General features: G+C 49.2%; 21 protein-coding genes. 8 read left to right on the top strand and 13 right to left on the bottom strand.

Annotated features, from left to right (window positions below):
* Positions 1-249 precede the first annotated feature (249 nt).
* From A5320_RS10705 to A5320_RS10665, 9 genes are all read right to left on the bottom strand, one after another.
* Complete coding sequence (locus tag A5320_RS10705; protein WP_082971676.1) at positions 250-1,011, bottom strand: LytR/AlgR family response regulator transcription factor; 762 nt, start codon at positions 1,009-1,011, stop codon at positions 250-252.
* Positions 1,004-2,155 carry a sensor histidine kinase gene (locus A5320_RS10700; protein WP_068064172.1) on the bottom strand — a complete coding sequence of 384 codons (1,152 nt, stop codon included), beginning with the start codon at positions 2,153-2,155 and terminating at the stop codon, positions 1,004-1,006. The genes A5320_RS10705 and A5320_RS10700 overlap by 8 nt, the downstream gene beginning before the upstream one ends.
* The gene (locus tag A5320_RS10695) at positions 2,148-3,383 is read right to left on the bottom strand and encodes an ABC transporter permease (RefSeq protein ID WP_068064170.1); all 1,236 of its coding nucleotides are present in this window, start codon (positions 3,381-3,383) and stop codon (positions 2,148-2,150) included. Before A5320_RS10695 ends, A5320_RS10700 begins: the two co-directional genes overlap by 8 nt.
* Position 3,384: 1 nt before the next feature.
* Positions 3,385-4,119 carry an ABC transporter ATP-binding protein gene (locus tag A5320_RS10690; protein WP_231916712.1) on the bottom strand — a complete coding sequence of 245 codons (735 nt, stop codon included), beginning with the start codon at positions 4,117-4,119 and terminating at the stop codon, positions 3,385-3,387.
* Entirely contained in the window at positions 4,116-5,267 is a 1,152-nt protein-coding gene (locus tag A5320_RS10685; protein ID WP_068064167.1) for an efflux RND transporter periplasmic adaptor subunit, read from the bottom strand. The genes A5320_RS10690 and A5320_RS10685 overlap by 4 nt, the downstream gene beginning before the upstream one ends.
* A gap of 93 nt (positions 5,268-5,360) precedes the next feature.
* Positions 5,361-6,053 (bottom strand): YIP1 family protein, encoded by a 693-nt coding sequence (locus tag A5320_RS10680; protein ID WP_068064162.1) that lies wholly within the window; start codon positions 6,051-6,053, stop codon positions 5,361-5,363.
* 236 nt (positions 6,054-6,289) lie between these two features.
* Positions 6,290-6,991, bottom strand: coding sequence for a DUF4097 family beta strand repeat-containing protein (locus tag A5320_RS10675; RefSeq protein WP_068064160.1), 702 nt, complete (start codon positions 6,989-6,991; stop codon positions 6,290-6,292).
* A gap of 184 nt (positions 6,992-7,175) precedes the next feature.
* Positions 7,176-7,766, bottom strand: a complete 591-nt coding sequence (locus A5320_RS10670; RefSeq protein WP_068064158.1) for a lytic transglycosylase domain-containing protein — start codon at positions 7,764-7,766, stop codon at positions 7,176-7,178.
* A 174-nt stretch (positions 7,767-7,940) separates the two neighbouring features.
* The gene (locus A5320_RS10665; RefSeq protein WP_068064156.1) at positions 7,941-8,507 is read right to left on the bottom strand and encodes a YkvA family protein; all 567 of its coding nucleotides are present in this window, start codon (positions 8,505-8,507) and stop codon (positions 7,941-7,943) included.
* A gap of 244 nt (positions 8,508-8,751) precedes the next feature.
* Between A5320_RS10665 and A5320_RS10660 the strand changes: the two genes are divergently transcribed.
* The gene (locus tag A5320_RS10660; protein ID WP_068064154.1) at positions 8,752-9,444 is read left to right on the top strand and encodes a M24 family metallopeptidase; all 693 of its coding nucleotides are present in this window, start codon (positions 8,752-8,754) and stop codon (positions 9,442-9,444) included.
* A gap of 25 nt (positions 9,445-9,469) precedes the next feature.
* Here the strand turns inward: A5320_RS10660 and A5320_RS10655 are convergent, their stop codons facing one another.
* A complete protein-coding gene (locus tag A5320_RS10655; RefSeq protein ID WP_197490064.1) occupies positions 9,470-11,023 on the bottom strand; it encodes a hypothetical protein in 1,554 nt (517 codons plus the stop codon).
* A gap of 453 nt (positions 11,024-11,476) precedes the next feature.
* Here A5320_RS10655 and ahpC point away from each other — a divergent pair, with 453 nt between their 5' ends.
* Positions 11,477-12,040: an alkyl hydroperoxide reductase subunit C gene (gene ahpC, locus A5320_RS10650; protein WP_068064151.1), complete on the top strand. Its 564-nt coding sequence runs from the start codon at positions 11,477-11,479 to the stop codon at positions 12,038-12,040.
* Positions 12,041-12,270: 230 nt separating this feature from the next.
* Positions 12,271-13,812: an alkyl hydroperoxide reductase subunit F gene (ahpF, locus tag A5320_RS10645; protein ID WP_068064149.1), complete on the top strand. Its 1,542-nt coding sequence runs from the start codon at positions 12,271-12,273 to the stop codon at positions 13,810-13,812.
* 67 nt (positions 13,813-13,879) lie between these two features.
* Here the strand turns inward: ahpF and A5320_RS10640 are convergent, their stop codons facing one another.
* Positions 13,880-14,497, bottom strand: coding sequence for a TetR/AcrR family transcriptional regulator (locus A5320_RS10640; RefSeq protein WP_068064148.1), 618 nt, complete (start codon positions 14,495-14,497; stop codon positions 13,880-13,882).
* A gap of 223 nt (positions 14,498-14,720) precedes the next feature.
* Between A5320_RS10640 and A5320_RS10635 the strand changes: the two genes are divergently transcribed.
* From A5320_RS10635 to A5320_RS10615, 5 genes are all read left to right on the top strand, one after another.
* Entirely contained in the window at positions 14,721-15,812 is a 1,092-nt protein-coding gene (locus A5320_RS10635; RefSeq protein ID WP_082971673.1) for an MBL fold metallo-hydrolase, read from the top strand.
* 195 nt (positions 15,813-16,007) lie between these two features.
* Complete coding sequence (locus A5320_RS10630; protein WP_231916711.1) at positions 16,008-18,107, top strand: protein-disulfide reductase DsbD family protein; 2,100 nt, start codon at positions 16,008-16,010, stop codon at positions 18,105-18,107.
* 52 nt (positions 18,108-18,159) lie between these two features.
* The gene (locus tag A5320_RS10625; protein ID WP_331712107.1) at positions 18,160-18,804 is read left to right on the top strand and encodes a redoxin family protein; all 645 of its coding nucleotides are present in this window, start codon (positions 18,160-18,162) and stop codon (positions 18,802-18,804) included.
* A gap of 149 nt (positions 18,805-18,953) precedes the next feature.
* Positions 18,954-19,784 carry a helix-turn-helix domain-containing protein gene (locus tag A5320_RS10620; RefSeq protein WP_068064915.1) on the top strand — a complete coding sequence of 277 codons (831 nt, stop codon included), beginning with the start codon at positions 18,954-18,956 and terminating at the stop codon, positions 19,782-19,784.
* Positions 19,785-19,824: 40 nt separating this feature from the next.
* Positions 19,825-20,277: a carboxymuconolactone decarboxylase family protein gene (locus tag A5320_RS10615; protein ID WP_068064147.1), complete on the top strand. Its 453-nt coding sequence runs from the start codon at positions 19,825-19,827 to the stop codon at positions 20,275-20,277.
* Positions 20,278-20,571: 294 nt separating this feature from the next.
* Here the strand turns inward: A5320_RS10615 and A5320_RS10610 are convergent, their stop codons facing one another.
* Both A5320_RS10610 and A5320_RS10605 read right to left on the bottom strand, forming a co-directional pair.
* Positions 20,572-21,018, bottom strand: coding sequence for a response regulator (locus A5320_RS10610; RefSeq protein WP_231916710.1), 447 nt, complete (start codon positions 21,016-21,018; stop codon positions 20,572-20,574).
* Positions 21,008-21,631, bottom strand: coding sequence for a response regulator (locus A5320_RS10605; RefSeq protein WP_068064145.1), 624 nt, complete (start codon positions 21,629-21,631; stop codon positions 21,008-21,010). Before A5320_RS10605 ends, A5320_RS10610 begins: the two co-directional genes overlap by 11 nt.
* Positions 21,632-21,685: the final 54 nt, after the last annotated feature.

Genomic DNA, 21,685 nt, shown 5'->3' with positions numbered 1-21,685 from the left:
TGGTGAAAATAGGGGTTAAACGGTTGGTTTTGCCATCACAACGTGTGGGGGAAGGAACGGTTGGTTGCACAAGTTGCATACACAATACTCTCCCCGCAGTAGGGCGTCACTCACCGCGTTAGCGGTAGTGCGCCGGACCTGTTGTTATGGATTTTTGTGTGGAATGCACCATCCGGCGGACTAGCCTTCGGCTGAGTCGCGCCCTACAGTTGGTTACTCAAGGCGTATTTCAAATCGCCAACCAACCCACTAAAAAGTCCCAAACGTCTGCTTTAGCGACTGCATTTGCCTACGGCTGACTTCTATTTCCGATCCGTCTTGCAGGATGGCAAGCATGGTGCCGCTGCCGATGCCGGGTTCGAGTTGTTTGATGGCGTCGAGGCGGACGATGTCGGCGCGGCTGGCTTTGAAGAAAAATTGCGGATCGAGCCGGCTTTCGATTTTTGACAGCGAGCTATGTAAGTAAGTTTTTCCAAAACTGGTGTAAACGGCGGTGTGGTTGCCGATGCTTTCAAAACGGCTGATTTCATAAAGCCGCACGATGCGGTTGAGTTCGCCGAATTTGAGTAATAAACCATGTTGGTCCGGTAAATAATTCTCCGGGATCGCAGCAGGCTGGGGTGCCGCTGAAGCTAGTTGCAGCTGGTTTTGCTCAGGTAATTCCAGCGGCCGGTAACGCTGTAAGGTTTTTGCTAAGCGGACCGGATCCAAAGGTTTAACCAAATAATCCAGTGCGTTCAGGGCAAAAGCGTCCAGCGCGAAACTGTTAAAAGCGGTGCAAAACACAAACTGTAGTGAACTACTCAGGCTGGCGGCGAGTTCCAGGCCAGACACTTCCGGCATCTGAATATCCAGAAAAACTAAGTCGACTTCCAGCCTATCCAGCAGGTCGCGGGCTTCAGCCGCGCTGGCGGCTTCGCCAACAATGTCAATATTTGGATGAACGCTGAGCAGCCGTTTTAATTCGGCACGCGCCAGTCGTTCGTCATCCACGATTAAAGTCTTAATCATACTGCAGCTCCAGCGTCACCAGAAACTGTCCTAAACCTTGTTTCGGCTCCGTAATATTGGTGGTTAAAGTATTTTCTCCCGGCATCAGCGCCAGTCGTTGTCGTAAATTCGTCAGGCCAGTTTGAGTACCGCCTTGTTGGCTTTGGTGACGGTAACTGTTTTGCACTTCTAAGCGCCAGCGGGTGGCTGATAGTTGCAAACTGCTGATCCGAAGTACACCAGGCTGTTGATTCGGGCTGATGCCATGTTTAATGGCGTTTTCAACCAGTGTTAACAAACTTAAAGTAGGAATTTGTTGTTGCCATAGCTGCTCGGCAAAGTCGAGTTGTACCTGGAGCCGCTGCTCTAACCGCACCTGTTCAATCGCCAGATAACGCTGGGCGATTTGCCATTCTTCCGCCAGGCTCGACATCGGTCGCAAATGGGCTTGTAGGTGAGTGCGGAACAATTCGGACAGCTGGGTGACGGTTTCGGCGGCTTTATCGCGGTCTTCATAAATCAAAGCGCGGATGCTGTTAAACGCATTAAATAAAAAGTGCGGGCTTAATTGATTGGTCAGCTGTTGCAACTGGGTTTGTTGCATCTGAATTTGCATTTGTTTTTTACTTTTAATGCTTTGCCACATCACGTAAGCCATCGCCCAGGTGGCAAATACCACGGCCTGGTTGAAGCCGCCAATCAGCAAGGTGGTGCTGGTGTCGAGCCGCATCTGGTGTTCACCTTCGGCCGAGGTAAACACCATACTGCTAAAGTCAGTCAGTTTTAGCAGCGGAATTTTGCCGTAGCCGTAAGAAAGCAGCATGCTCAACACACCCAGCACATAGAGCCAGGCGGCAAGTTGCACCAGTTCCCAGCCAAAGCGGCCTTGCGGAATAAAAGTCAGCTTCAGGTAGGGACGCAACAAAAAATGACAACACAGGATTAAAGTGGTGGTATCAAGCACACCACGAATGAGCACCGCCAGTTGGGTACGAAAACTGGTGTCGACAAACATCGCCTGCATCACACTGTAATAGACGGCAAAGGCCAGCACAAAGGTCACCACAGTGACCATTTTATATTCACGGCTGGTCTGCAGACTCACTTGCCAAAAAGGTCGGAATTGCTGCCAGAACGTGAGTTTTTGTGCTGCATTGTTATTCATAACGTAAGGCGTCTATCGGTTGTAATCGGGCCGCTTTGACCGCCGGAGCTAAGCCAAATACCAATCCAATCAAGCTAGTAAAGCCAAACGATAACCCAATTGCCCATAGCGGCACCAGAGCGCCCGGCATTGAAGGCAGCGAAAAAGCGATAATTGCCGCAAATAAATATCCAAGCATTAACCCCAGCACGCCGCCAAACAACGATAACACCAAGGCTTCAACTAAAAACTGCAGCAGAATAAACTGTGGCGTTGCACCCAGAGCCTTCACAATGCCAATTTCGCGGGTGCGCTCGGTCACCGACACCAACATGATATTCATCACACCAATGCCACCCACCAGCAAGCTGATACTCACCACACCAGCGGCGACTGCAGTAATTGAATTAAACACGGTATCCAGCTGTTGTTTGGTTTTTTCGGCGCTGACAAATTCAAAATGATCCGGCGCGTCGCTGGCCAATTTGGCGCGGTGGCGTAGCAACTGACGAATTTGCTGTTCGATAAGTTTTGGGTCGGCATCGGCTTTCGGGCGGTAGCTTATTTCCACCATTAAATTATCCGGACCGTTCAACGCTTTGGCGGTGCTAAAGGGGGTGATGATGTAGTTGTCCTGATCAAAGCCAAACAGGCTGCCACGCTTTTCTGCCATACCAATCACCCGAAACCAGTCGCCGGATAAATTAATATACTGACCAATTGGATTGACCGGCATTTGCAGTTTTTTCGCCACAGTCGCGCCAATAAAAGCCACCCGACGGCGTTTACTATCGTCTTCTTCCGATAAAAACCGCCCTTGTTGCGGATAGACCCGTACCACATTCTGATAGCTGCTGTCGGCGCCAACCAGCTGGGTTTGGGTGCTGTTGCGACCATAACCGACACTCAGCCCCATGCTAAAGGCTGGCATCGTCGCCGTAATGTCTTCGACATTTTTTACCCTGGACTTTAACAGCTGATAATCTTCGTCGCGCAGCTTGTTGCGAAAACCTAACAACTCCTGCTCCGGTGTGGTGTAGGCGCGAATTGTCACCATGTCACTGCCCAAATCGTCCAGCTGGCCGCGGATACTCGAGCTTAAACCGTTCATCACCGCAACTACGGTAATCACCGACGCTACGCCAATAATAATGCCGAGGGTGGTAAGAGAACTGCGCAGGGCATGAGCGCGGATCGACTGCAACGCCGCGCGGCTGCCTTCAAGTAAAGCGTGCAAAAAGTGCTGCATATCAAACCCTCAGCTTATCGGTGTGCTGGCTGTTGCTGCTATCAGCGGCTAGTTTTCCATCCATCAGCCGCACCACGCGTTGGCAATGGTCGGCAATATCCTGCTCGTGGGTCACCAGAATGATGGTGTGGCCCTGTGCGTGTAAATCATCAAATAACTGCATGATATCGCTGGTAGTTTTGCTGTCTAAATTACCGGTCGGTTCGTCACCGAGCAAGATTGCTGGCTCAGTCACTAAAGCGCGGGCAATCGCCACCCGCTGCCGTTGGCCACCGGACAACTGATTGGGCAAATGGCCAGCTTTATCGCTCAAGCCAACTTTCGCCAGCGCCGCTTTGGCTTTGGCTTCGCGTTCACGCCACGGCATTAGCCGGTACACCAGCGGTTGCATCACGTTTTGCAGCGCAGTCATTCTTGGTAGTAAGTTAAAGCTCTGAAAAATAAAGCCCACCTGGCGATTTCTCAGGATTGCCAGCTGAGTTTCATCGAGTTCTGCAACCTTGTGCCCGGCAAGCTGATAGTGGCCCTGGCTTGGCATATCAAGGCAACCCAGCACATTCAATAACGTCGATTTACCGGAGCCACTGGGACCAATGATCGCCACGTATTCGTTTTGCCGGATCTGCAGGCTGAGGTCGCGTAAGGCGTAAAAAGTCTCATCGGCCATCTGGTAACTTTTGCCGATGTCACAAAGGTCAATCACCACCGGTTGTTCGAATGTTGCAGCGGCCATCATAATGTCAGCTCCGTGACCTTCACTTTACTGCCGTCGGTCAAGCCGCTGATCATGCGGGCAGGGCCGGTGACGACATTCTGGCCTTCAGCTAAACCTTCGATAATGGCTTGAGCGGTGTCCGTAGCCAAGCCGGTTTTCACTGCTGTTTTATTGGCGACACCGTCTTTGATGGTCCAGACGAAACTCTGCTTGTCCTTTTTCTGCACTGCGGCTAGCGGCACTGACAAGGTGTTTTCCAGCCGCGCTGTAAGTAACTCAGCACGGCAGCTGATCCCAGGGTGTAATCCGGCAATAGTTTGATCTAAAAGCACTTTCACCCGAAACGACAGCGCCTGACTTTGTCCAAGCAAGCGCGCAGAGCTGCCAATGGCGATCACTTTGCCACTAATCGCTTGCTCGGTATTGGATGCTGCAAAAACGGTTGCCGATTGTCCAAGCGAAATTGCATTGATATCGGCTTCATCAACCCGTAATTCGGCCAGAATGGCGCTGGGGTCGGCCAGAGTCATCAAATCCGAGCCAATAATATTGGTAGTGCCAGGGATCACCGTTTCGCCGGGTTTAACGTCCACTGATACTAATAAACCGGCAATCGGCGCCCGGAATTCGGTTTTTTTCAGTGCATCTTCTGCCATCAATAAACTGGCAACACTTTGGGTGAGTTGGGACTTGGCGGCAGTAATGGCAATCTGCGCAATCTTCACTTCGCTTTTCAGTAAATCGACTGTTTCTACCTGTACCAGCTTTTTGCGCAGTAATTGCTGCTGCCGGTCCAGTTGCCGTTGTAAATTAGCCAACGCAGCTTCTGTGCTTTGAATTTCAATGTTGGAACGATTGACCATCGCCTGCGCTTTGGTTACTTCTGCCTGATATGCGGTAGGGTCGAGGCGCAACAACAACTGGTCTTTTGCGACCTGCTGGCCTTCTTCTACCAGCACTTCGGCCACCCGGCCGGTGAGTTCCGAGCGAATTTGAATTTGCGTGTTGTACACCAGATTACCAGACGCCAGGATACTGTCATCCAGTTGGCCAATACTGGCTTTGGCGATGTTCACTTCCAGTTGTTGTTTGCCGGCGCGGTATTGCGAAAACACGACAAGGCCAGCTAAACCTGCCACGATCAGTCCTAATTTAATAAATTTATGCATAGCGCCTATCCTTGTACAAATCTGGGCGGGGTGTCTTTGGTGAATTCGAAAACAAAGCCCTGTGCGGTAAAGCGACAGGGCTGGCGTTGTTGATTACACCAACAGCGCCCAAATTCCGAAGATTAAAAATGTTGGCAGCGCGGCAACGATGATTGCTTTGACCGTGCTGAAGTTGCACCATTGTTTTAGACCGATGGCCGTCACGGCAATTTGCCACAACATAAACAGGCTAAAGGACTCGGCCCAAGTGTAAAAAGGTGCGCCAATCGGTAATTGCAGCAGTAACTGATTCAGCGAGGCGTAGGTGGCGGTGGCAAGCGGCAAATTCGGGGTATCGGCGAATAACACCAATAAAATGAGTCCGATAGTGTTGAGCTGCATCGGCATTTGACTCCAGACGCTAAAGCCAAACCAATCCTGATAACGAAAATCGCCGCTCATCTTGGCGACTAAATGAAAGTAACCGGCCAGGATGGCATTGACCACCACCAACATAATAGATCCGAAGACTGTAGAAATGATGGCGGTGTAAGGTGCCGATTGGGCCATCATGGCACGGGCTTGTTCCGCCTCTGCTGGTGTTAAATCGCCAGCAGTCAGCATTTGTTGCTCAACCAGCCACTCTGGCGACATGCCCTGATAAAACAGGTAAAACGCCAGTGCGGTTAATAGTATCTGGCCAATCAGCAATAGCAGATTACCGCCGCTGCCACGCAGATTGGCAAAGGCTTGCTTTGGTGCAATAAAAATGTCGAGCAGGGAAGTACGGATGGTTGCAGTTGTCATCGTTATGTCCTTATTCAGTGTTTACGGTTGATAACCAACACTGTAAAGACCCGGTAACGCTGGAGGTGCATAAAAGTGAATAACGGTAAAAAAAGCGGATAAATGGTTGTAATAGCGGATGTGGTGAATTTTAGTTGTGGAATTGTTTGCTGAGGCTGTTTGCAGAGGTTCTTCGCAGTAAGCGGCAACTGATTGCGTGCTCACTGTGAAGAAGCGATTTTGCTTAGCTCGGCGTATTAATCTTTGGCTATCGATACCGGGCCATTGATCTGATCGATATCGAGTTCGCCAGAGCCGCCATCGGTGATGGTTAAACCAGCGCTTTGATGTACCCGGATATCGCCAGAACCATCAGTGACAGTGACCACACCGGCAATCTGTTCTATTTCAAGGTCACCAGAGCCGTCATCAACGGTGACTGCACCTTGAATACTGCGGACAAACACATCACCGGAACCATCATCGAGTCGCAGCGAGTTGCCACCGCTAACACGCAGCTCGCCGGAGCCATCGGTGACTTGTAAAGCACCGGTCAAGCCTTCAATCACAGTATCGCCGGAGCCATCGTCCAGCACCAGACCAAAATTGGTGGGCACTTTTACAATCAGATCGATATAAGGGCTGTTGCCGTTGACAAAGCTGCTCGGCAAACTTGCGTGCAACTGGGCGTTGTTGCCTTGTGCCTGCAAACTGATATCGGCGTTCATGCCTTCGTAGCTGTGAATTTCAGCAACCACTTCAACGGTCGTTCTGCCAGCTTCGCCCTGAATGAGCAAAGAACCGGCGCCGGTTGTAGCGACCAATTGCGTCAGTGTTGATGCGTCTAGTTCAAAACGTTTGGTACTGTGTTGGTCAGGGCTGTTATTGCCACCACCGATATGAATAACACAACCGCTTAAGATGGCCGCAGTACAAAAAGCTAATAAAGTTGTTTTCATCGAAAATGTCCTGAAAAGTGGGAAAATGCCAGATTGCTGTCTATCTTGGCAATAATAATGCCACGAGAATTATTTATATATTTCAATGCTTTAATTTTTAACGCTGAAGTTTTGTAGTCGTTTTGGCCAAAAAGTTGCTAGATTTGACCAACAATTTACTTACTGATAAACCTAGCTTTTCACATCAGCCGGTGCTTTGTGCGGTGGCTGCCAGCTGACGACGATACCGCTGCAGCAGAATTTGTACCCGTTTGACATAGGCTTTGGTTTCGGCATAAGGCGGAATACCGGCGTACTTACTGACAGTGCCAGGTCCGGCGTTATAAGCAGCACTCGCCAGGGCAATATCGCCCTGATAACTTTGCAGTAATTTCGCTAAATAGGCACTGCCGCCGAGAATATTAGCGTGACTGTCAAAACTGTTTTTTACGCCTAAATCTTTGGCGGTCTTGGGCATCAGCTGCATCAGGCCTCGTGCGCCTTGTCTGGATACGGCGTCGGCTTTAAAGCCGGACTCGGCATGGATCACCGCCCGGATCAATGCTGGCTCCAACTGATGCGCCGCTGCCGCCAGGCTGATACTGTGCTGATATTCGGCTAAAAATAGCCGGGTATTGGACCAATTCACGGTCGATGTTGGATTACAGGCGTAACAATCGAATTTTAATAACCGGTACGGCCGGTTAAGTGGTTGTCGATCTGAAAAAGCCACCACGCCGTTGGTCTGGGTATATTGATAGACTTTGTCTGCTGCAAGCACAGGTTCCGTGCTCATCCACGCCAGTACAATGACAGTGACGAAAGGGGAAACCCAGGATGTCCAAGAAAAAAAGTGACGGCTCATAACAGATTTTCAGCCAATAACAGGTGATGCCTCAACATCGAGATTAGCGGATCGGCCAAATAAAAACAGGAACCGCTAAGAGTTCCTGTCTGTCTGCCAGAAAGATTAACCACCTGGTCTGAAAATAGAACGGAAACCACCACCGCCGCCACTGCGACGTTCAGCGCGACGACGGCGCATCCACAGGAATAATTCCTGTTTTTTGGTTTCCAGCCAGTCAGCTTTGGTTGGGCTGGTTTCTGCGCCACGGCGGGCAATTTCAGCAGTGCGGAATTTGCAAAATTCGTCATATGCTTGAATATCGTCAGCCAGCGACTGAGCGACTAATTCAATCATGATGGCGTCATCAAGAAAACCCAGTACCGGCACATGGTCAGAAATCAAGTCTTCTGGTTTGGCAAAATAGGCCAGCGCACTCAGCACTTCTGTAGTTTCTTCGTCCGTCAGATCCCATTCTTTATCTTCAACCAGCGCGACGAGCTGTTGCAATTTCAGGATCCGGCTGGCCATAAATTCTGGCACCTTACCATCCACGTCCTGCGCTAGCTTTTTGGCGGCTGCTAAAATCTGCTGTTGATTTAAGGTTGATACAGCGCCTTGGGTTTTGGCCATGATTTGACGGAAATAATCTAAATCAGGTTCCTGTAATTCAAAAGTGATGGACAGTGACATGTTGGTGTTCCCTTTTTTCCTGGAAATATAATTATGAGTGCTTGAGTATAAGTAAATTTGTTAAAAGCAAACAAGTGCTAAATGAGTGAGTTTTTTTAACACCAAATTCGCTTTCAGGTTGAAAAAAACGACAGTCATGGCAGCGCTGACTTTAATGCAACCAAAGATGCATTGATGAAAGCTGTTAGTTACCGTTACCATAACGACAACAATTTGAAATAAAACTATATTTCAGGATTTTATTATGGAATTAGCCCACAATTATCCAGCGCCGGAGCAAGTCGGGCCGGTCTTTTCTGTCGATTTAATGCGCATGGCGCAGCAACATTCCTGGGCGGCACTGGCGCAAATAGCGGCTGCCATTAAACCCGGTATGACTGAAGCAATGGCACGTCAGCTTGCCAAAGATTTATTACAACAATCCGGTGTTGAGCGGTTGTGGCATCCGGTGATTATCCGGTTTGGGGTGAACACCTGCAAAATTTACAGTGAGCCTTCGGAGAAAGACACGGTCCTGCAGGAGAACGATATCTTTTTCATCGATTTAGGCCCGGTCTATGGTGGGCATGAAGGTGATGTCGGCGCTACTTTTGTGGTCGGAAACAATGCGGAGCAGCAACATTGTGCCGCAGCAGCGCAGGAATTATTCGAGCGTGTCCGTCGTCAATGGTTGACGCAGCGATGCTCCGGTAGTGCTTTATATCAGTTTGCGGCGCGACAAGCGGCGGATCTGGGTTATGAGCTGAATCTGGCGATCAAAGGCCACCGGCTATGTGATTATCCCCATAAACTTTATGCTGGCGGTAATTTGGGCGATTTTAGTGGCACGCCAAGAGCAGGTGTCTGGGTGCTGGAAATTCAGATCAAACATCCGACTTTGGCCATCGGTGCATTTTATGAAGATGTATTGTTGCCTGACGTTGAACTCCTGGAATGAACCTGGCCTGTGCGGATTATCCGGATTAATGCTCGGTGGGCGGCAGTGTAATGCCACGGAATTTACTCAGTCCTAACTGACGCATCAACTGATGTACTTGCTGCAGATATTCCGGCTGATCCGGCGCCTTTTTTGCAGCTGCCAGATACATTTTTGCTGCCAGTTTAAAATCCTGCTGTTGCAGGTGCCGCTTTGCCATCGCAGCATATGCAGCGCCGCGTTGTGCCGGTGAAATAATAAAATCAAAAGCGTGTTGATGTAAACAGCCGGCGAAAACCCGGGCACTGTTATCCAGCATCTGATCAAATACTTTATTGGCTTCAAATAAATAGTCGAAGGCACGTTCCGGTTGCTCCAGTCCGGCATAGACCACAGCGGCATGACATAACAACGACACCGACATATCGTTGACCACAAGCAGTTGTTGCTGCTGCGTCAGATAATGCCGCGCGCTGTCGGCACCTTGTTCAAATTTCAATAAATGGGTTCTGACCAATAACAAGCCTGCCGCAATTTGCCGGGCATCTTTATCATCTTCGATTTGTTGTAATAACTGCTTGAGCTGGATCAGCAATACCGGTTTTTTCGGTGGATCCAGATTGAGAGTAAGCAATAACAATAATGAACGTGCATGCGCAATAGAAAGCTGTAAAAATAACGGTCCTCTACCGGCAAGGCGGCGTTTTCGTTCAATAAATTCGATCGCCTGTTCTGTTTTTCCGGCCAGAATAAGCACCAGGTGCACCAGCCGCACCATTTTCATCGACATCCCGACATTCGGAATTTTTACCGCCACCCGCAGCGCTTTGTCGTAATCTAATTGTTGGATGGCCAGATAGATTTGCCAGATTTCGCGGCGCTCTGCATATTTAGCCAGTTCCTCTGAGCCATCCTGCAAAAATGCTTCACAAGCGGCAATATCACCCCGTTCATACCGGATCCGAAACAACGCCCATAATGCCCAGCCTTGCATCTCGGCCACAGGTGCTTTTAACAAAGGGACTACAGCTTCATGTTTGTCCATATCCAGCAACAGTTGAATTTTCAGTTTCAGCAACAGTTGCTGTAATTCGTCAGATATAGGTTGTTGTTGGGTATGCAGCAGTAATTTAAGTGCGTCGTTGTAGCGGCCAAGTCCAGCCAGACTCAGAATAGGTTTTAACCAGGCACCAAACATCACATGCTGTTTCAGTTCATAATCTAACTGTTTGATGTTAAAAGGCCGGGGCAAGTACTCAATTTGATGATAAGGGTATTCTATGGCATAGCGGGCGCGGTCATTTTCAACCGCCAATAACACCAGGCGGGTACGATTCGGTAAAATACCGGCCAAGATTAACTCTTCAACAATTTCCGCGCCAGTGCGGTGTTCTTCAATCTGGTAATCAAGGAAAATTACATCGTAACTGAGTTTTTCCTTGCTGCTGAGCAATTCTTCAATATTCGATTTACTGGTCAGTTTTTTAATCCCAAGACTCAACAACATCTGTTTGAACAGGTGCAGCAAATCCTGGTCTGATTCTATCACCAGCACCTGCAGATCAAACAATTTTGCCAAATCTAACTTCAGCTGACTCAAGCGAAATCCCCAAAATGGAAAAATCGGTAGTTTGTCAAAAAAAGCTACCAAATTCAGTGAGTAATTGTAACCTAGCTTAGAACTAAATCTGAAACAGTGCAAAATGCACTGTTGCTCCCATCAGCGCTGATACTATGAATCAGGCGCAAACCAAGGTAAAGTAACGCTGCATCATAAGCATTGGTTAAAAGTTGTCTTTTTAATTTATTTAATCGATTAGCTGCATTGATTTTATTCGTTATGACGAATTGTCATGCTGGGCTACTATGCTTTCAACGCGACGGCTTTCTGGCTTGTATTTATCCCCAAAGTCATTGAAGTTGTAGCGCGACGGCAGGTAAGCGAGACCCATGAGCATTGTTGTCCTATGTGAATGGGCGAGAGAACCTGCCAACAAAGCTACAGTTTCAAGGGCGAAGGGGATACCAATTAACCACAACATGGAGAAGACAAATGTCTATCATCAACAGCAAAGTAAAACCTTTTAACGCTCAGGCTTTCCATCAGGGTAAATTTGTTTCTGTATCTGACAAAGACTTAGCCGGCAAATGGTCAGTAGTTGTGTTCTACCCAGCTGACTTCACTTTTGTATGTCCAACTGAATTAGGCGACCTGGCTGACTTCTATCCTAAATTCCAGGAAATCGGCGTTGAAGTGTACTCAGTCTCTACTGACACTCATTTCACCCACAAAGCTTGGCACGATGCTTCTGAAACCATCAAAAAAATCAACTACCCAATGGTTGCTGACCCAACAGGCACCATCACTCGTAACTTCGACGTGATGATTGAAGAAGAAGGTTTGGCGCTGCGTGGTACTTTCGTGATTAACCCACAAGGCGAAATCAAAGTTGCTGAAATCCATGACCTGGGTATTGGCCGTAGCGCTGCAGAACTGTTCCGTAAAGTTCAGGCTGCTCAATATGTTGCAAACCACGACGGCGAAGTTTGCCCGGCTAAATGGACTCCGGGTGAAAAAACTCTGGCGCCATCACTGGATCTGGTTGGTAAAATCTAAGCTGCTTCAGCAGGCTTTGAATCAAGCGTTTTGAATCAAAACGCGGAAACTGAAAAGGTCGGACATTGTCCGGCCTTTTTGCATTTAACAAAGGTCCGTTATTGCTGTTTAATCGAATATAATGATTGGTTTCATTTGTTTTATTCGTTATTTATGTTTGATGGTTTTGGTTATGATGGCTTTATCGAATTCAGAAAAAATTGAACAGCCAAATTTAGAGGAATCACCCCATGTTAGATGCCAACCTGAAAAACACTTTGCGTAGCTACCTGCAGAATTTAAAAACGCCGGTCGAGCTGTCGTTAGCAGTTGACCAAAGCGAAAAAGGTCAGGAACTGAAGGCACTCGCGCTGGATATTGCGACCTTATCTGATCTGATCCTGGTGACCGACAACCCTACCGCCAAACGTGTACCTTCGATGCTGGTGAGCTCGCAAGCTAAAGGCACCGAAATTACTTTTGCCGGTGTGCCGATGGGTCACGAATTTACCTCTTTAGTGCTGGCCTTGTTGCACTCCGGCGGTCATCCAATTAAAGAAGAAACTGCGGTGCTGCAGCAAATTGCCCAGCTTGAAGGTGAATTCCAGTTTGATATGTACATTTCGCTGAGCTGCCAGACTTGTCCGGAAGTGGTGCAGGCGCTGAATTTGATGGCGGCAGTGAACCCAAAGATCAAAACCAATATGATTGATGGTGCGGTGTTTGGCAACGAAGTGGCTGAACGCAATATAATGGCGGTGCCAACAGTATTTTTAAACGGCGAGCAGTTCTCGCAAGGCGCTATTACGCTGACCAATATTCTGAACAAAGTCGACAGCTCTGCTGCTAGTCGCCAAGCCGAAGCACTGGCGCAAAAAGACAATTTTGATGTGTTAGTGATCGGCGGTGGTCCAGCCGGCGCGGCTGCAGCCATTTACTCCGCCCGTAAAGGTTTAAACACCGGCGTACTGGCTGAACGGTTTGGTGGCCAGGTGGCAGATACTGTAGGTATCGAGAACTTTATTTCGGTAAAAGAAACCGAAGGTCCAAAACTGGTGGCCAATTTAGAAGCACATGTCCGGCAGTATGAAGTCGACATCATGAATAGCCAAAAAGCCGTGAAATTGTCACAGCATGAACTGTTTGAAGTGGAACTGGCCAATGGCGCAGTACTGAAATCAAAAACTGTCATTCTTTCGACCGGCGCGCGCTGGAGAGAAATGAATGTTCCTGGCGAAAAAGAATACCGTGGTCGTGGTGTGGCGTATTGCCCGCACTGTGATGGCCCTTTATTTAAAGGCAAACGTGTAGCGGTGATTGGTGGTGGTAACTCTGGTATTGAAGCGGCCATCGACTTAGCTGGGATCGTTGAACACGTCACAGTTCTGGAATTTGACAGCAAATTACGCGCCGACGCCGTACTGGTGAAAAAAGCCAATTCGATGGGCAATATCGACATCATTCTGAACGCGCAAAGCACTGAAGTTTTAGGCGATGGCAACAAAGTGACCGGTATTAACTTTACTGACCGCGTGAGTGGCGAAGCCAAACATGTCGCCCTGGCCGGTATTTTTGTGCAAATCGGTTTGGTGCCAAACACTGAATGGTTACGTGGCGTGGTGGAATTAACACCACGGGGTGAAATTATTGTCGACAGTCATGGTCAGACATCACTTAAGGGGGTATTTGCGGCAGGCGACGCCACCAACACGCCATTTAAACAAATTATTATTGCGATGGGTTCAGGCGCAACTGCATCTTTAGGCGCTTTTGATTATTTAATTCGTAATTAGTACCGTTCGATTTCCGTAGCACTCCATCTTGCCGCAGCTGGTCTGCGGCTTTTTTTTGCCTGCAACTTCAAGGATGACGGGTATACAGCGCCAAAAACATCGCTACATTGCTGTCGATAATCTGTTGTTGTTGCCCATCGTAACTGCCGAGCTGAAACACTTTGGGCCAAAACGAAAAGGTTTTAAACAGACCCCAGAATTGCGAAGCGGCCAGTTTTAAATCAGGAATGTGCAACAGTCCTGCGGCCGTGGCGGCTTTAAGCCAGCTTTCTAAACCACCTTCCTGTTGCTCCAGTTGCGTCATGGCAGCCACGGCGCGTTCCGGCTGGCGGATATATTCGGCCATCACCACCCGGGCCAGTTCAATAAAATCGTCCTGCTGATAATAAGCCCAGCTTTGGCGGGCAATTTGCGCCAGTTGATCAGCGAGCGGTCTTTTGGCATCAAAAGGCACAGTCGCTGCGGATTTGCTGCGTGACCACAACAACACCGTGGCTTGCTCAAACAAAATTTCTTTACTGGCGAAGTGGTTGTACACAGTGCGCTTGGACACCTGTGCCAGTTCAGCGATCGCATCCATACTGGCGCCGCTAAAACCACAACGCTGGAATTCCGCCACTGCGGCATCGAGCACTGCCTGACGTTTTTGTTCAGAACGACTTTGTGTCACAACAACTTGCACCATGATGTCCCCGATCTATTTGATCAATGCGAATGAGCACACTGAATAAGTACTTTGAAAATTGTACACTAATGAGTTTACTTTTGCATTTCTATGTGTAAACTACACTGTGTAGTTTACTTTTAGTTGTGGAAATTCCACCGTGCAAAAAAGCAAGTTTAAGATCCGTTCAATCAACAAATCAAAGCTGTGGTTCTGGCTCGGATTAAGCCTTGGAGGCGCAATCATGATCAAATCTGTGTGTTGGCAACAAAATGCTGAAATGGCGCAGGCAGTGCGCGGGCCATTTAAAAACCAGGCTGCCAAAGTCGACAGCGGCGATGGCAAAATTGGTGCGATTTTATGGCGCTATCTGACCGAAACCGTGGCCGATAAAACGCCGGCGCAGGCGTTACCAGTACAACGGATGCAATTACCGGCGCAAGCGGGCGCAAACGATCTGCTGTATAAAATCAGCCATTCCACTGTGTTGCTGCAGCTGAACAGTCATTATTGGCTGCTTGATCCGGTGTTCTCAAAACGCGCTTCACCAAGCCAACTGGTGGGGCCGGCGCGGTTTCATTCGTTACCGCTTGAACTTGCCGAAGTACCTGAACTCGCAGGTATTATTATTTCACATGATCACTACGATCATTTAGATAAAGCCAGTATTCAGGCGCTTGCAGAGCGCACCGCTTTGTTTATCGTCCCGCTAGGTGTGGACCAACATCTGCGCGACTGGGGCGTACCGGCTGCGAAAATTGTCGCGCTGGATTGGTGGCAGCAGCATCAAAGCAAAGGTGTGACTTTTACCGCCACGCCGACTCAGCATTTTTCCGGCCGTGGTTTGTTTGATAAAAACCAAACCTTGTGGGCATCCTGGGCGATTAAAACTGAAAAGCTGAATTTATACTTCAGCGGCGATTCTGGTTATTTCCCGGGTTTTGCCGAAATTGGCCGCAGATTAGGACCTTTTGATCTGACGTTGATTGAAACCGGTGCTTATGACGATATGTGGTCTGATATTCATATGCAGCCGGAACAATCGCTGCGCGCGCATTTGGATTTACTCGGCAAAGTGATGATCCCGGTGCATAACAGCAGCTTTGATTTGGCGATGCACCCCTGGTATGAGCCGCTGCTGCGCTTGAGCACTGCGGCGGCTGCATATCAGGTGCCATTATTAACGCCGATGTTTGGGCAGACGGTGTTGTTGGCGGAGTCTGCCAGCATCAATCAGAATGAGGCCGTATTTGAGGCCGCAACTGAGCAGTGGTGGCGGCAGTTATTGCCAGCCGAAGTTAAGGCGGCTGAGATCCTGTTGCCACAAAGCTTGTAATAGCCGTTACCTTGAACCGCACTGAGGCAGAATGCTGCTCTGGTGCGGTTGATGGCAATTGTATAGCCGATCGGATGTGGCGGAATTTCGTACACTAACTTATCCGATAGTGACGATACAGGTTGGCTTGGTTTGCATAAGCTTGGTTTGAGTACAAAACTGGCGCTGTTTGCTCATTTCCGATGGATCCGGCTGTTGACCTGGCTGTATTTGCTATGGTGCCCGGCCGCCTATGCCGCAAGTAGTGGCTGGGTGCAAAGTACCCACTTAAAAGCCGAGCTGGTCAGCGAATATCGTCAGCTGCAACCGGGCCAGACCGTGACGCTGGCGCTCAATACTCAACACGAGCCGCATTGGCATAGCTACTGGTTAAACCCTGGCGATTCGGGGCTTGCCACCACAATAAACTGGCAGTTGCCAGCTGGCGTTAGCGCTGGAGCTATCCAGTGGCCAACACCAAAAGTGATCAAAGTTCCGCCGCTGGTTAATTATGGTTATGAAGGTCAAAGTGTTTTACTGACCGATCTTAAGATCCCAGCTGATTTTACTGACGAAAGTCTGGATATTGTCGCCACCGTCGATTGGTTGGTGTGTCAGGAAATTTGTATTCCGGCAACCGCCAGCTTTCGTCTGACGTTGCCAGTCGCAGCCACTGCTGAAGTTTCTACTGCCGCCAGCGCTTTGTTTGCGAAAGCCCGGCAAGCGTTGCCGCAGGCATTGACCTTGGTAGGGCGATATCAAATGCAGGATCAGTCGTTTTCTGCGGTGATTGAGCTGCCGCAAGACCTTCAAGTCAGCGCATTTTTTGTGGGGAGCGGTGAAATTGTTGACCATGCCGCCAATCAACAAATGCACTATCAGGCAGTGCAAGGCGAACCTGGACAGCTGACGCTGCGACAACCACAAAATACTTATTTTAGTCAGGCTCCGGCAGCGTTGCCGCTGGTACTGATCACCGCTAGCGGTGCCAAACAACTGCTGTTGCACCATCAAACTACGACATCGCCAGCCTTTGCTGCGAAGAACCCCAAAAATCCACCACCTCAAACATTTGCGTTGACTGAATTTGCGTCGATGCTGCTGTTTGCGCTCGCAGGCGGGCTGATCCTGAATCTGATGCCTTGCGTCTTTCCGGTATTGTCGCTCAAAGCACTGAGCCTGTCGCGCGCCGGTCAACAACTGGCCGCGCAGCGCGCTGAAGCTTTGTGGTACAGCTTGGGCGTGGTGGTCAGTTTTGTGGCACTGGCGGCGCTGTTGTTATTGCTGCGTGCCGGTGGCGAAAGTCTGGGCTGGGGTTTTCAGTTGCAAAACCCATTGTTAGTGGCGTTGTTGGCATTTTTACTGTTTGCGCTGGGCTTAAGTTTGTCCGGTTTATTGCAGTTTGGGCTGGGGCTGATGAATAGCGGTCAACAGCTAACGCAACAAAGCGGCCACCGTGGTTCGTTTTTTACCGGCGTGTTGGCGGTGGCAGTCGCTAGCCCTTGCACTGCACCGATGATGGGCACTGCTTTAGGTTATGCGGCCACGCAGTCGGCTGCAGTGGCGTTGTTGGTGTTTGCAGCGCTGGGCTTAGGGATGGCATTGCCATTTTTACTGCTGGCGCTATGGCCGCAATTGGCGGCAAAACTACCCAAACCCGGGCCATGGATGGAACAGTTAAAACATTGGCTGGCGATCCCTTTGTACCTGAGTGCGGTTTGGTTGTTGTGGGTGTACGGCCGGCAAACCAGTATTGATGCTTTGGCGCTGGCGTTATTGGGTTTAGTCGCGTTAGCGGTGGCGTGTTGGCAATGGGGTTTGGTGCAAGTTGCTCAACAGCAAGGACACAGAACCTTTCTAAAACAAGGTATTGCGTTGATTGCTTTGGTGTTAGCACTGCTGAGTATCAGTCAACCTGAGCTGACGACAAAGTCGGCGTCAGCAAGCCCGGCATCAGCGCATTCGGCAGAAACCTGGTCAATTGCACGGTTACAAGAATTACGAGCCCAGGGCAAACCTGTACTGGTGAATATGACTGCAGATTGGTGCATTACTTGTCTGGTGAATGAACGGGTGGCGCTCAATACCGTACAGAGTAAAGCTGCCATGCAGCAGTATCAGCTGAGTTATTTAAAAGGCGACTGGACCAAACAAGATCCGGTCATTAGCGCCTATTTAAAACAATATGGCCGCGATGGCGTGCCGCTGTATGTGTTGTATTTTCCGGGGCAGGACGGCCAGGTGTTGCCGCAAATTCTGACACCAAACACCCTGTCGGAAGCACTTGCTGCGGGACCGCAGCAGCCAAAGCTCTAAGACAGAACAACGATGATTTTTTAACAGTGTTTTTTAATCAGGAGCTCAACAGATGATCCATCAGATGAAAATACAACAATTTCAAGCAACAAGCCGTTTGATGTCCAAAGCAATTTTGGTTGCTGGTCTGAGTTTTAGCAGTACTTTGGCCCTGGCAATGCCCCAGGTTGGCCAGCCAGCGCCGGATTTCACCGTCGTCGATAGCCAGGGCAAGCAGCATCAACTCAAAGATTTTGCCGGTAAAACGCTGGTGCTGGAATGGACCAATGACCAATGTCCGTTTGTAGTCAAACACTACAGCGGCAATATGCAGGCGCTACAAGGCGAATTTACTGCCAATGCCGATCAGGTGTGGCTGAGCGTCATTTCGTCGGCGCCGGGTAAACAAGGTCATGTTAGCGGTGAGAAAGCTGATGAACTGACAAAAAGTCGCAACGCCAAACCCACAGCAGTGGTATTCGACGGATCTGGCGCTGCTGGCAAAGCCTATGATGCCAAAACCACCCCTCATATGTACGTGATTGATAAGAATGGCGTTTTGCAATATATGGGCGGCATCGACAGCATCCCGACCGCCAAAGTTGAAGATATCGCAAAAGCCACGCCGCATTTTGCCAATGCCATGCGTGCAGTGCTGGCGGGGCAGGTGGTGAATCCAGCTGTGACCAAACCTTATGGCTGCAGTATAAAGTACTAACGCAAACCACAGTGCATGGCTACCTCCAGAGTCATGCACTGCTGCTTGTCGCCTGAGTTGACGCGGTTTAAGCTGTATCGACAAATCGACGGATTTCTACCAAATTGACTGATGCCAAATTGCCACCTGCCACATTAATTGACACTAAAATGAAGGTCTCTGCGACGCCAACTCAGCTGGTTTTTCAGCTGGATCCTCGGCTCGCCGCGTTAGGGCTGCAGCAACATCTGCCTTGTATACAGCTACAACCCTGGGTGCAATTGTATTGGTCACTCAAGGTGACTGGGTTACAGGATCCAGCGCAAAGCCATGCACTTTATCCGGACGGTGGTAGCAATTTACTGTTTGAATTTCAGCCAAATCAGCGGCCAACTTGCCATTTTCGTTACAAACAACAATTAAGTCAGGCACGCTTTAGTGCTGGCATGCAGCTCCTCAGCGTCCGTTTTCATCCAACCGGCGCTTTTCAGTTGCTGGGGTTGAGTCCTACAGAAGTACCTGATCTGCCAATAGATTTACGGCTGGTAAACCCGCCAGGGCTTGACTGGCTGTTGGATCAGCTGGCTCAGCATGCAGAGCTTTCGACCCAACTGACTGCCGTTGAATGTTGGTTATTACATTTGGCAGAGCAGAGTGGCATGCAAGGTAGTTTGGTGCAAAAAAGCCTGCCGCTTTTACAACAACCTGCCGCTGACTTACAGCATGTCTATCAGCAGTTGCCAAAAAGCCGCCGCCAGTTTGAACGGCAGTTTAAGTTGGAAACAGGCTTGTCGCCGGCGCAATTGCAACTGCTACTAAAAGTGAAACTAGCCCGGTTTATCATCAGCAACGATCCGACCTGCAGCTTAGCGGCCGTGGCGCAACAAGCGGGTTTTTATGATCAAGCCCATCTGCATCAACATTTTTCCAGGATCACCGGTCAAACCCCGGGGCAATACAAAAAACGCAAGATGTCGCATATCTCCAATTCTGCCCGATAGCCACTTTGTAAACTGGCCACCTCAACCATTGGAGGTGTTTATGTCAGAACGTATTAGTCGTACCCAGGTTTATAAAAACCAACCTGCCATCGTGCAGCATTTGGTCGGACTTGCCAAAGCCGCTGAAGATTCCGGGCTGGAAAAAAGCTTGATCCATTTAATGAAAATCCGCGCCTCTCAACTCAATGGCTGCGCTTTTTGTCAGCATATGCATGCAGCAGAGGCCAGAAAAGATGGCGAACAACAACATCGACTGGACGTGTTGCCAGCCTGGCATGAAGTCACTTCAGCTTTTAGTGCGCGTGAACAAGCGGCTCTGCGCTGGACCGAAGCCTTAACTTTAGTGGCAGCCCATGGTGTTTCAGATGAAGACTTTTCGGCGGTTGCTGCGGTTTACACCGAGCTGGAAATTCTGAATCTGACGGCATTAATCGTGACCATCAATAGCTGGAACCGTATTGCGGTGGCGTTTCATTTTCAGCCAGAGTTCTAATTGGCTTTGAGGTGAATGGATGTCGGGCGACTGAGATATTGCAGTCGCTGTTGCCATTCCCGGTCATGTAAACATAAGCAAGCACTTCGCCCGGCTTCACACAAACCTACACCTAGTCCAGGCAAAATATACCCCCCGACTTTTCTGCACTAAATCAAGGTACTGCCTATAGTTTGAGTTCAGGTTATTTAACAGCATGCAATAACAGCACCGGCAAACGCAGGTGTGAGTTGGGAAATGCACTGGCTCGGTGTAACCGCTTCTGGAAGAAGTGCGAGTCTGAATTCAAGGGGATTATATTGGAGAGGAAGGGTGCTGCGACTTATTCGGTAAGCTGCGCTCATTGATAAATTTGTCGAACAATTGCAGTGCGGAAAGAATCTTATCGCCGTTAAAAGGTTTTACCACAAAAGTCGCAGCACCTTTGCTCATGGCAGTTTTGACATTTTCCAGAGTGCTGATGCCACTGACCATGACGATGAAACAATTTTCGCGGTCGATTTTCAGTTTCTGCAGTACGTCAAGGCCATTGCCATCCGGTAAATCAATATCGAGAAACACCAGTTCAGGCCGGTACAAGTTAAACATAAATCTTGCCTGCATTGCCGAATTTGCTTGTAGATAGCTGTATTTGCGTGGTTTTAGCGCTTCATGTTGGGTTACCGCTATCAGCAGATTCCGCAACAGTTGTCGGGTGTAATCCTGATCGTCGACCAACAAAATTTTCCATTCACGCAACATGGTTTTGCTCCTTTGCCAGTAATTGCATTAAATCTGTAAGCTGCTCGGTTTGAAGCGGCTTATGTTGCCAGCATCGTTGCAATTGATCGGCGGCTTCTGCGATGGCTCCGGCGCCAAAACTCTCAGCACTGCCTTTTAATTGATGAATCAGGCGGCGAATGGTTAGTTCATCCTGTGTATCCGCGGCATGTCTCAGGGCCTGCTCAATATCAGCCAACGCGGATTTAAATTGCTGTTGTAATTCAGGTGCAACAATAAAATTGAATGGCACGATGGGGTCGCCGCCGAGGCAAGCTATTAGCTCCGACATATGCAATGGTTTTTGCAGACAGAAATCAACGACTGGTGTGTCGACAACATCAGCGCTCATCAACACTAAAGGTTTGTTGTAACCAAGTTGACGTAGCAATGTGGCAGCCGCCAGGCCATTCAGTTTCGGCATTTGCCAGTCCAGCAACACCATGTCGTAACGGTAACTCAATGCTGCAGTGACTGCTTCTTCCCCATCGCCGACGATGAGTGGCAAGTGGCCACATTCAATCAACTGCAAGGCGATAAACTGCGCAAGCAATTCGTCATCTTCCGCGATCAACACTTGTTGTGGTACGGACATTAAGCATTCCTCTTGCAGCCGACTGTAAATATTCATAGTCGGAAACCGACGTTT

Source organism: Rheinheimera sp. SA_1 (assembly GCF_001669775.1).
Classification (GTDB): Bacteria; Pseudomonadota; Gammaproteobacteria; order Enterobacterales; family Alteromonadaceae; genus Pararheinheimera.
This window is presented reverse-complemented; position numbering and strand designations above follow the sequence as displayed.

What these genes read in the sequence shown, in the direction of transcription:
- A5320_RS10705 (WP_082971676.1), bottom strand. Translation starts at nt 1,011, where the DNA reads ATGATTAAGACTTTAATCGTGGATGACGAACGACTGGCGCGTGCCGAA.
- A5320_RS10700 (WP_068064172.1), bottom strand. Translation starts at nt 2,155, where the DNA reads ATGAATAACAATGCAGCACAAAAACTCACGTTCTGGCAGCAATTCCGA.
- A5320_RS10695 (WP_068064170.1), bottom strand. Translation starts at nt 3,383, where the DNA reads ATGCAGCACTTTTTGCACGCTTTACTTGAAGGCAGCCGCGCGGCGTTG.
- A5320_RS10690 (WP_231916712.1), bottom strand. Translation starts at nt 4,119, where the DNA reads ATGATGGCCGCTGCAACATTCGAACAACCGGTGGTGATTGACCTTTGT.
- A5320_RS10685 (WP_068064167.1), bottom strand. Translation starts at nt 5,267, where the DNA reads ATGCATAAATTTATTAAATTAGGACTGATCGTGGCAGGTTTAGCTGGC.
- A5320_RS10680 (WP_068064162.1), bottom strand. Translation starts at nt 6,053, where the DNA reads ATGACAACTGCAACCATCCGTACTTCCCTGCTCGACATTTTTATTGCA.
- A5320_RS10675 (WP_068064160.1), bottom strand. Translation starts at nt 6,991, where the DNA reads ATGAAAACAACTTTATTAGCTTTTTGTACTGCGGCCATCTTAAGCGGT.
- A5320_RS10670 (WP_068064158.1), bottom strand. Translation starts at nt 7,766, where the DNA reads ATGAGCACGGAACCTGTGCTTGCAGCAGACAAAGTCTATCAATATACC.
- A5320_RS10665 (WP_068064156.1), bottom strand. Translation starts at nt 8,507, where the DNA reads ATGTCACTGTCCATCACTTTTGAATTACAGGAACCTGATTTAGATTAT.
- A5320_RS10660 (WP_068064154.1), top strand. Translation starts at nt 8,752, where the DNA reads ATGGAATTAGCCCACAATTATCCAGCGCCGGAGCAAGTCGGGCCGGTC.
- ahpC (WP_068064151.1), top strand. Translation starts at nt 11,477, where the DNA reads ATGTCTATCATCAACAGCAAAGTAAAACCTTTTAACGCTCAGGCTTTC.
- ahpF (WP_068064149.1), top strand. Translation starts at nt 12,271, where the DNA reads ATGTTAGATGCCAACCTGAAAAACACTTTGCGTAGCTACCTGCAGAAT.
- A5320_RS10640 (WP_068064148.1), bottom strand. Translation starts at nt 14,497, where the DNA reads ATGGTGCAAGTTGTTGTGACACAAAGTCGTTCTGAACAAAAACGTCAG.
- A5320_RS10635 (WP_082971673.1), top strand. Translation starts at nt 14,721, where the DNA reads ATGATCAAATCTGTGTGTTGGCAACAAAATGCTGAAATGGCGCAGGCA.
- A5320_RS10625 (WP_331712107.1), top strand. Translation starts at nt 18,160, where the DNA reads ATGATCCATCAGATGAAAATACAACAATTTCAAGCAACAAGCCGTTTG.
- A5320_RS10620 (WP_068064915.1), top strand. Translation starts at nt 18,954, where the DNA reads ATGAAGGTCTCTGCGACGCCAACTCAGCTGGTTTTTCAGCTGGATCCT.
- A5320_RS10615 (WP_068064147.1), top strand. Translation starts at nt 19,825, where the DNA reads ATGTCAGAACGTATTAGTCGTACCCAGGTTTATAAAAACCAACCTGCC.
- A5320_RS10610 (WP_231916710.1), bottom strand. Translation starts at nt 21,018, where the DNA reads ATGTTGCGTGAATGGAAAATTTTGTTGGTCGACGATCAGGATTACACC.
- A5320_RS10605 (WP_068064145.1), bottom strand. Translation starts at nt 21,631, where the DNA reads ATGTCCGTACCACAACAAGTGTTGATCGCGGAAGATGACGAATTGCTT.